A 9062-nucleotide genomic window follows, 5' to 3' on the forward strand; every position below is an offset into this window, starting at 1 on the left:
CTCAAGCCTCCTGTTCGATGCGGGTGGTGCGCGGCAGCCCCACAATGCGTTGCGGCGCCGCCAGGAACACATCCACGCCGCGCGGAAACAGCGCATGGTTCGCGGACCATTGGGTGGTGAAGGCCGGCGCCAGACCTTCCACTGCGATGGCGCTGCGGTCCTGGATGCCGGGGCCGCGCAGCGTCCAGCGCGGCGCGTTTCCTGCGGCCGGTGCGGACACGTCCATCACGTCGATCACGCAGGTGGCCGACTGGTCGGGATAGGCGTCGCTGCCCTGCGCGAAGGCATCGAGCGGCGGGCATGCATCGCCTTCGCCGATCCACGCGAACTGCGCCTGCGCAGGCTGGTCGACCAGCACGCAGCCGGTGTGAAAGCGCAGCCATGCGGCCGCGTCGCTGCCCGCGAGCGATGGCGACAGCCAGAGGCGGCAGTCGGGGTCGAGCAGCGCCAGCAGCAGCGCGGCCGAGGCGCCGTGCCCCCGCGACGGCACCTGCGCATCGTGCGACAGCTCGACGATGCGGCCGGGATGCGCGAGCGCCTGCAGCGCCGAGCGGAACACCGCCTGGCTGCCGAGTGCGGCGTCCGCGAATCCTGCGCCAAGGGTGGAAAGCATGTTCGCGTTCATTCGGAATCGTCCTCGTCCATGTCGGCGCCGCCAGCTTCGCGCGCCACCGTGAAGAACTCGACCTTGCTGGCCTGGGCGCGTGCATGGCGCTGCGCACGCAGTGCCGAGAGATGCGCACGCACGGGCGCCAGCAACCGGGCATCGAGCGCGGCCTGCTGCGCCGGGTCCTGCAGCAGCGCATCGGCCACGGCCGCGAGCTGCGCATGGCGGTGCGAACGGCCGAGCACATAGGCCACGCCCACTGCGGCGCCCGGCTGCGGCGCGGCGCCGCCCAGGCGCAGCGCGCAGCGCGTGACCGTCACCTCGCCCAGGTTGAAGCGCTCGCCCGTGCCGCCGGCGCGGCCCTGCACCATCACCAGGCCGGTCTCCGGTGCGCGCAGCCACTGCGGCGGGGTCTCGGCATGCTGCGCGAGCGCCGGTTCGAGCAGCGAGACGGGCGCGCGCGCCAGCATCGCCAGCCACTGCGCGCGGCGCAGCGGGCGGGCCGCGGGTTCTGTGTCAAAGGCATGAAACATGAGGGTGATACGCTTGAAGTTGTATAGACAAATTCGACAACTGACGCGAGCTTAGAGAGCGCGCAAGTAGGTTTAATGACAAGCACGACGACGACCCCTGCCTCCGCGCTGGCTCCGCGCCCCGCCACCACCAACACCGAACGCACCGCACGCGACAGCTTCTGGATCCGCATTGCGGCCGACCTGGCCGAGGCCATTGCGCGCGGCGTGTATTCGCCGGGCCAGCGCCTGCCCTCCGAGCACGCGCTGGCCGAGCAGTTCGGCGTGAACCGCCACACCATCCGCCGCTCGCTCGCCAACCTCTGCAGCCAGGGGCTGCTGCGCGTGACGCAGGGCAGCGGCACCTACGTGGAAGAGTTCGCGGTCGACCTCGCCCTGGTCAAGCGCCCGCGCTTCCAACGCAGCATGGCGCTGGCGGGTTTGCGCGGCGCGTTGCGCGTGACCGGCGCAAGCACCGTGCGCGCCACCGCGGCGCAGGCGCGTTCGCTCGCGGTGCCGGCCCGCAGCTCGCTGCTCTGCCTGCAGGTGATCGGCGAAGCCGAGGGCCAGCCGCTGCATTGCAGCGAACGCTTCTTTCCCCTGCCGCGCTTCGCGGGACTGGAGGCCGTGGTGCGCGAGACCGGCTCCATCACCGCCGGCTTCGAGGCCCATGGCGTGGCCGACTACACGCGCCACCACAGCCGCATCACGGCGCAGATGCCCGAGGCCGCGGTTGCCGCGCAGTTGCACCAGCCAGTCAGCCGGCCGGTGCTGTTCGTGGAGAGCGTGAACGTCGACACCGCGGGCGTGCCGATCGAATACGCGAGGGCCTGGTTCCCGGGCGACCGCACCTCGCTGACGGTGGCGCACGATGACTGAGGCCGCATCCCGCAGGCGCGGCGCGGCGCATCGCTACGCGGCCTATTTCGCGCCGGCTGTCGGCAGTGCGTGGTGGGAAGCCGGCAGCCACTGGCTCGGACGCTGCGCGGCGCGCGGACAGCCGCTGCCGCAACCCGCCATCGACGGGATGCCGCCCGCGCGGCAGCAGGAACTGACGGCCGCGCCGCGGCGCTATGGCTGGCATGCCACGCTGAAGGCGCCCTTCGCCCTGCCCTCGCACCTGGACGCGGCGTCGCTGCGCACCGGCATCCGCCACATCTGCAAGGCCTGGGAGCCCTTCGACATGCCGGCACTGCAGGTGGTGCGGCTCGACGATTTCCTGGCGCTCGTGCCCGTGGTGCCGAGCCGCGCGCTGAACGCGATGGCCAGCGCGTGCGTGACCGGCCTGCACGCCTTCGCCGCGCCGCTGCCGCCGGCCGAACTGCAGCGCCGCCGCGCGAGCGGGCTCACGCCCGAGGAAGACGCGCTGCTGCAGCGCTGGGGCTACCCGTTCGTGCTCGACCGCTTCCGCTTTCATTTCTCGCTGACCGGATCGCTGCGTGAGGCCGACGAGGCCGAAGTGCACGCGCTGCAGGCCGCGGCGCAACGGCACTTCGGCGCGCTGCCCGCGCAACGCTTCGATGCCATCAGCCTGTTCGCGGAGCCCGAGCCGCGAGCGGACTTCGTGTGCATCGAACAGATGGCGCTGGGTGCATGAGACATCCGGGCCGCTCCCAAGGCGAATACCGCAGCGCGAAGCGCGGAGGTTGCCTTATGAGCGCAGCGCCAAGGGTGCACCAGTGACTGGCCGCCTGGTCTACGTGGTCGGCCCTTCGGGCGCGGGCAAAGACAGCGTCATCGACTGGCTGAGGCAGCGGCTGCCACAGGATGCCCGCGTGCACTTCGCGCGCCGCACCATCACCCGCCCCGTGCAGCCGGAGGGCGAGCAGCACGACAGCGTCGACATGGCCGCGTTCACGCGCCTGCGCGAGGCCGGTGCGTTCGCGATGCACTGGGAGGCCAACGCCCTGCACTACGGCATTGCGCGCACCGAACTCGCTGCACGCTGCAACGGCAAGACCGTGGTCGTGAACGGCTCGCGCGCCTACCTGCCCGAAGCCGTGCGGCTCTTCCCCGAACTGGTTGTCGCCCACATCACGGCCGACGCCGAGACGCTGCGCAGCCGGCTGCTCGCACGCCGGCGTGAAACCGCGCAGATGGTGGATGCGCGCGTGCAAAGGGCACTCGACTTCCAGCTGCCGCCGGGCATTGCAGCCATCGAGGTCCGCAACGATGCCACGCTCGCGCACGCGGGCGCGCAGCTGCAGCAGGCGTTGAAGGCATGGAACTGCCTTTGAGCGGCCGCGGCAAGACGCGAAGCCGGTAACCCGATCGGCGTACGCCGCGCGATTGGCGCCTTGCGTTAGAACTTTGCATGTACGCACTTTCCAGGACAGCGAAAGATCGCGGTCCCCGGCAGGGATGTCCCGCATGGAATGAGTCCGCCACGGCGATGCATCAAGCGTCTAATGCACCCTCACGTAAGGAGTCGCAACATGGCGGATACCGACTGCATACGCAAAGCCCACTCCTGTGCGGCGGACCCCCGCAAGGCCGCGCAGGAATTCCATGCCTTGGTGGCGCAGCCCGGCATGGCGCTGGTGATCTTCTACTGCTCCAGCGAATACGACCTGGACGCCCTCGCCGACGAGATGAAGCGCCTGTTCGGCGATGTCCCGCTCGTGGGCTGCACCACGGCTGGAGAAATCGGCCCCGCCGGATTCCGCGACCACAGCCTCGCGGGCGCGAGTTTTCCGGCCGGCCACTTCAGGGTGGCGGCGGGCCAGGTCGAGCAGCTGCAGCAGTTCAAGGTGGAGGCCGGCCAGGACTTCGCACAGGCGCTGCTGCACAAGCTGCTGGCCGGGGGCGCACCCACCGACGCGGACAACAGCTTCGCATTGCTGCTGATCGACGGCTTGTCGCTGCGCGAAGAGCCGGTGACGCGTGCATTCCAGACCGCGCTGGGCCGGCTTCCCCTGCTCGGCGGCTCGGCCGGCGACGGCATGAAGTTCGAACGGACCCAGGTCTACTGGGACGGCCGGTTCTGCTCCGACTGCGCGGTGCTGGTGCTGGTGGCGTCGCGCATGCCGTTTCGCATTTTCAAGACGCAGCACATCGTCGCCACCGACGACAGGCTGGTCGTGACCGACGCGGACGCCGCTTCGCGCGTCGTCAAGGAAATCAACGGCCTGCCGGCGAGCCAGGAGTACGCGCGGATGCTCGGCATCGACGCCTCCGACCTGGACCCCTCGCGTTTCGCGGCCTGGCCGGTGGTGCTGACGATCGGCGGAACCACCTATGTGCGCTCGATCCAGAAGGCCAATCCGGATGGCAGCCTGACTTTTTTCTGTGCGATCGAGAACGGCCTGGTGCTGAGGGTGGCCAAGGGTGTGGATCTGCTGCAGAACCTGGAGCAGGCCTTTGCCGGCATACGTGCCGAGATCGGCCCGCCGCAGCTGGTCCTGGGCTACGACTGCATCCTGCGCAAGCTGGAGATCACGCAAAGCGCCGCGAAGGACCGCATCGGCGAACTCCTGCGGGAGAACAACACGGTCGGCTTCCACACCTACGGGGAGCAGTTCCGCGGCGTGCACGTCAACCAGACGCTGGTCGGCATTGCATTCGGCACTAACGGCGTGGAGGCCAGCCATGTCTGAGACTGCAACACCGCAGCGCCCCGGCGCACAAGCGCTTTCCTCGAAAGACGAGATCGCGCGGCTCAACAAGATCATCCAGGCCCTGATGGACCGGGCCGAGCGCAGCGCCAACGCGCAAGGCTCCGACTTCAACCTCTTCCAGACCACGATCATGCTGGAGGAGCAGGTGCTCAGCCGCACCGCGGAACTGGAAGCGGCGCTGCGCGAGAACGAGCAAGTCAACCGGGTGCTGCGCAAGACGCAGGCCGACCTGGTGGCCGCGGCGCGCTCGGCCGGCATGGCCGAGATCGCCACCAACGTGCTGCACAACGTGGGCAACGTGCTCAACAGCGTCAACGTGTCCGCCGGATTGATTCTTTCCAGGGTTCGCGCGTCCAAGGTGGAAGGGCTCGCGCGCGCGGTGCAGCTGATGAACGAGCACGCGGACGACCTGGGCACCTTCCTCGCCTCCGACCCCAAGGGCAAGATGCTCCCGGGCTACCTGGTGCAGCTGGCGCCGCTTCTGGTGGCGGAACAGCGCGCCGTCGTCGATGAACTGGTGGCACTGGGCAAGAGCGTCGACCACATCAAGGAAATCATTGCCGCGCAGCAGGCCCATGCCGGCGCCTCCGGCCTGGTCGAGGCCATACGCATCCACGAGGTGGTCGAAGATGCACTGCGCATGAACGCAGGTGGCCCGGCGCGCCACCAGGTGGTGATGCAGGGCGACATGGCCCGCATTCCCGAGCTGCCGCTGGACCGGGGCCGCGTGCTGCAGGTGCTGACGAACCTGGTGCGCAATGCCAGGCAGGCGATGGAAGCGGTCGCGGACGACCGCGCCAAACTCATGCTCGATGCGGAGATCATTGACGACGAGACGCTGCGCATCCGCGTCGCGGACACGGGCGTCGGCATCGCCCCCGAAAACCTCACGCGGGTATTCGTGCACGGGTTCACCACCAAGAAGGACGGCCACGGCTTCGGCCTGCACAGCGCGGCGAACGCGGCGCGCGAGATGGGCGGCACGCTGGCGGTCCACAGCGACGGACCCGGCACCGGCGCCACCTTCACGCTCGAACTTCCGATCAGAAAGGCGGGACAGACGCCATGAGCAAGCCGCAGAACCGACGCATCCTGCTGGCGGACGACACGCCGGCCATCCATGAGGACTTCCGCAAGATTCTTCTTCCGGCGGCCGCGGACGCGAACCTGGACGACCTGGAGTCCGCGTTGTTCGGAACCTCGGCCAGGAAAAGCGAAGTGGACTTCGTGCTGGACAGCGCCTACCAGGGACAGGAGGCGCTCGCGAAGCTGCGCGAGGCATTGGCGGCCGAGACGCCCTACGCCATGGCGTTCATCGACATGCGCATGCCTCCGGGGTGGGACGGCGTCGAGACGATCGAGCAGCTGTGGCTCGAAGACCCGCGGCTGCAGATCGTGATCTGCACGGCCTATGCGGACCAGTCGTGGGTCGAGGTGTTCGAGCGGCTGGACGCGCGCGACCGCCTGCTGGTGCTCAAGAAGCCCTTCGATCCGATCGAGGTGCGCCAGCTGGCCAGCGCCCTCACCATGAAGTGGCAGATGACGGAAGACGCCGCCTTCAAGATGAACCAGCTCGAGCAGGCCGTGGAGGAACGCACGCGCGAACTGTCGGACGCCAACATCATCGTGCAGAACAGCCCGACCATCCTCTACCGCCTGCGCGGCGAGCCGGCGTTCCCGCTGATCTACATCTCGCACAACATCACCAAGTTCGGCCACGAACCGGCGGCCCTGCTGGCCAACCCGAACTGGGCGGACGTGCTGATCGACCCGGCCGACCAGCCCGGCGTGGCCGCCGCGATGGCGCGCGTGCTCGAGAAGGACGCCGAAGGCGCCTCGATCGAATACCGCCTGTGCACCGGCGACGGCGCGAGGCGCTGGGTCGAGAACCGCTACGTTCCGGTGCGCGACAAGGACGGCCGGCTCATTGAGGTCGAGGGCATCGTCATCGACGTCACCGAGCGCAAGGCGGCAGAGGAGCAACTGGCAAAGCTGGCACGCACCGACGGGCTCACGGGCCTGGCCAACCGCGCCACGCTCGTCGAGCGTCTGCACCAGGCCCACGCGGCGGCACGGCGCGGTTCGGTGCCGTTTGCGCTCCATTGCCTCGACCTGGACCACTTCAAACCGGTCAACGACATGTTCGGCCATCCGGGCGGCGACCTGCTGCTGCGCGAGGTGGCCCTGCGCCTGAAGAACTGCACCCGCGAGACCGACGTGGTGGCCCGCCTGGGCGGCGACGAGTTTGCCGTGCTGCAGAGCGAGATGGCCGAGCCGGCCGCCGCGGGCGCGCTGGCCGCGAAGATCCAGCAGGAGCTCGCGCGCCCGTACATGATCGATGGCAACCAGGTGCATGCCTCGGCCAGCATCGGCATCTGCCCCTACACCCCGGGCAGCGAAAGCCCCGAGGAAATGCTCGCGCAGGCCGACGTGGCGCTCTACCGCTCGAAGGAACAGGGGCGCAACCAGTACCACTTCCACTCGGAGGAACTCGACCGGGAGGTCCGCGACCGGGTGGCGCTCGGCGAGGACCTGAAGAAGGCCATCGAACGCGAGGAGCTGGAGCTCTACTACCAGCCGCAGGTCGAGCTGTCCTCCGGAAAGATCGTGGGCGTGGAAGCGCTGCTGCGCTGGAACCATCCCAAGCGCGGCCTGCTCGACGCGGCCGCGTTCGTGCCGATCGCCGAGCGCACCGGCGGCATCGTCGTGCTGGGCCGCTGGGTGCTGGACCAGGCCTGCCGCCAGCTGAGCGCGTGGCGCGAACAGGGCGTGGCGCCGCCGGTGGTGGCCATCAACCTGTCGCTCGGGCAGCTCCGGCAGGGCAGCGAGCTGATCCGCGACGTGACCGAGAGCCTCGCCAAATGGCAGCTCGATCCGTCGGTGCTGGAGTTCGACGTGACGGAGTCGACGCTGGCCCAGATGACATGGACCCACAACGACGTGCTGCCGAAGCTGCGGGCGCTCGGCGTGCGCATTGCGATCGACGACTTCGGCACCGAATACTCGTCGTTCGAATACCTGCGGACCTACCGCGTGAACCACCTGAAGATCGCGCAGTCGATGCTCAAGCGGGCCATCGACGATCCGGACAGCGCGGCCACGGTTCGCGCCATCATGAATCTCGCGCGGGAAGCGCGCATCGGCATCATCGTCGAGGGACTGGAGACGCAGACGCAGCTCGCCTTTCTTCAATCGACCGGCGCCACCACGCTGGCGCAGGGCTACTACTTCAGCGAGGCCGTGATGGCCACCGAGGCCGGCGACTTCCTGCGCTCGGGGACCATGGAGCAGAGCGAGCGCAGCAAGGGCGGGGACCACGGGGCCGCAGCATGAAAAAAGCACTCCTGATGCTTGCCGCGACGTGGGGCTTCGCTGCCCTGCCGCCGGCGGCGCATGCCGATCCCGTGGTGCTGTCGCTGGTGCACGCCGCCACCACCTCGCACCCGGCCCATCTGGCGGCGCTCCAGTTCGCCAAACGGGTCGAGGAGCGCACCCACGGGCAGGTCTGCACGGAGATCTTTCCCGCGTCCCAGCTCGGCAGCGAGAACGAACTGCTGCAGAAGGTCCGGCTGGGCGCGGTCGACATGGACGTGACCTCGATGAACTACCTCATCAAGTACGAAAAGGCGTTCTCCGTCGTCGTCATGCCGTATCTCTTCGACAGCTATGCGCATGCCCACCGCGTGCTCGATGGCCCGGCCATGAACTGGCTCGCGCCGCTGGCCGAGAAGCAGGGCTTCGTCATCCTGTCCAACTGGGAATGGGGATTCCGCAACATCACCAACAACAAGCGCCCCATCAACGTGCCCGAAGACGTGCGGGGCCTCAGGATGCGCGTTCCGCCCGTCGCCGAACTCGAGGCCACCATGCAGGCGCTGGGTGCACAGGTCAGCAAGGTCGGCTTCAAGGAGCTTCCCCAGGCGCTGTCGCAGGGCCTGGTCGACGGCCAGGAGAACCCACTCAACGTCATCTACTACAACAAGCTGTACGAAGTGCAAAAGCACCTCGCCCTGACCCGCCATGTGTACTACAACACGCTCCACCTCATGAGCACCAGGACCTGGGCGAAGCTCACGCCGGCCGAGCAGGCGATCGTGCGTGAAGAGAGCAAGGCGGCAGGCGACGGCATGCGCAAGAAGATCATTGCCGAAGAGGAGGAGCTGATCGCAAAGATGGTTGCCGCCGGCGTGAAGCTCACGCGCCCCGACCCGGCGCCGTTCCGCGCGGCCACCCAGGGCGCCCGCGAGGAGATCAGGCGCTTCGCGGGCGACGAGAACGTGCGCACGTTCCTGAAGATGGTCGACGCAGAGCGAAAGCAGTGACGCA

General features: G+C 68.5%; 9 protein-coding genes. 7 read left to right on the forward strand and 2 right to left on the reverse strand.

What is annotated here, in order from left to right; all coding sequences use genetic code 11:
* Position 1 precedes the first annotated feature (1 nt).
* Entirely contained in the window at positions 2-625 is a 624-nt protein-coding gene (gene phnH / locus L1081_RS29565) for a phosphonate C-P lyase system protein PhnH (RefSeq protein WP_489417045.1), read from the reverse strand.
* A complete protein-coding gene (gene phnG, locus L1081_RS29570; protein ID WP_124959924.1) occupies positions 622-1140 on the reverse strand; it encodes a phosphonate C-P lyase system protein PhnG in 519 nt (172 codons plus the stop codon). Before phnG ends, phnH begins: the two co-directional genes overlap by 4 nt.
* 75 nt (positions 1141-1215) lie before the next feature.
* Here phnG and phnF point away from each other — a divergent pair, with 75 nt between their 5' ends.
* The 7 genes from phnF (at position 1216) to L1081_RS29605 (ending at position 9058) form a co-directional block, all read left to right on the forward strand.
* Positions 1216-1998 (forward strand): phosphonate metabolism transcriptional regulator PhnF, encoded by a 783-nt coding sequence (phnF, locus tag L1081_RS29575; RefSeq protein ID WP_489417046.1) that lies wholly within the window; start codon positions 1216-1218, stop codon positions 1996-1998.
* Complete coding sequence (locus L1081_RS29580; protein ID WP_489417047.1) at positions 1991-2716, forward strand: DUF1045 domain-containing protein; 726 nt, start codon at positions 1991-1993, stop codon at positions 2714-2716. The genes phnF and L1081_RS29580 overlap by 8 nt, the downstream gene beginning before the upstream one ends.
* Before the next feature lie 82 nt (positions 2717-2798).
* Positions 2799-3356, forward strand: a complete 558-nt coding sequence (phnN, locus tag L1081_RS29585; protein ID WP_489417048.1) for a phosphonate metabolism protein/1,5-bisphosphokinase (PRPP-forming) PhnN — start codon at positions 2799-2801, stop codon at positions 3354-3356.
* A 198-nt stretch (positions 3357-3554) separates the two neighbouring features.
* Complete coding sequence (gene nosP / locus L1081_RS29590; RefSeq protein WP_489417049.1) at positions 3555-4715, forward strand: nitric oxide-sensing protein NosP; 1161 nt, start codon at positions 3555-3557, stop codon at positions 4713-4715.
* Complete coding sequence (locus L1081_RS29595; protein WP_489417050.1) at positions 4708-5805, forward strand: ATP-binding protein; 1098 nt, start codon at positions 4708-4710, stop codon at positions 5803-5805. The genes nosP and L1081_RS29595 overlap by 8 nt, the downstream gene beginning before the upstream one ends.
* A complete protein-coding gene (locus L1081_RS29600) occupies positions 5802-8069 on the forward strand; it encodes an EAL domain-containing protein (RefSeq protein ID WP_489417051.1) in 2268 nt (755 codons plus the stop codon). The genes L1081_RS29595 and L1081_RS29600 overlap by 4 nt, the downstream gene beginning before the upstream one ends.
* Positions 8066-9058, forward strand: a complete 993-nt coding sequence (locus L1081_RS29605; RefSeq protein WP_489417052.1) for a DctP family TRAP transporter solute-binding subunit — start codon at positions 8066-8068, stop codon at positions 9056-9058. Before L1081_RS29600 ends, L1081_RS29605 begins: the two co-directional genes overlap by 4 nt.
* Positions 9059-9062: the final 4 nt, after the last annotated feature.

This window comes from Variovorax sp. MSC1_012 (assembly GCF_023667525.1).
Taxonomy (GTDB): Bacteria; Pseudomonadota; Gammaproteobacteria; order Burkholderiales; family Burkholderiaceae_C; genus Variovorax; species Variovorax beijingensis_B.

What these genes read in the sequence shown, in the direction of transcription:
- L1081_RS29600 (WP_489417051.1), top strand. Translation starts at nt 5,802, where the DNA reads ATGAGCAAGCCGCAGAACCGACGCATCCTGCTGGCGGACGACACGCCG.
- L1081_RS29605 (WP_489417052.1), top strand. Translation starts at nt 8,066, where the DNA reads ATGAAAAAAGCACTCCTGATGCTTGCCGCGACGTGGGGCTTCGCTGCC.
- phnH (WP_489417045.1), bottom strand. Translation starts at nt 625, where the DNA reads ATGAACGCGAACATGCTTTCCACCCTTGGCGCAGGATTCGCGGACGCC.
- L1081_RS29580 (WP_489417047.1), top strand. Translation starts at nt 1,991, where the DNA reads ATGACTGAGGCCGCATCCCGCAGGCGCGGCGCGGCGCATCGCTACGCG.
- phnF (WP_489417046.1), top strand. Translation starts at nt 1,216, where the DNA reads ATGACAAGCACGACGACGACCCCTGCCTCCGCGCTGGCTCCGCGCCCC.
- phnG (WP_124959924.1), bottom strand. Translation starts at nt 1,140, where the DNA reads ATGTTTCATGCCTTTGACACAGAACCCGCGGCCCGCCCGCTGCGCCGC.
- L1081_RS29595 (WP_489417050.1), top strand. Translation starts at nt 4,708, where the DNA reads ATGTCTGAGACTGCAACACCGCAGCGCCCCGGCGCACAAGCGCTTTCC.
- nosP (WP_489417049.1), top strand. Translation starts at nt 3,555, where the DNA reads ATGGCGGATACCGACTGCATACGCAAAGCCCACTCCTGTGCGGCGGAC.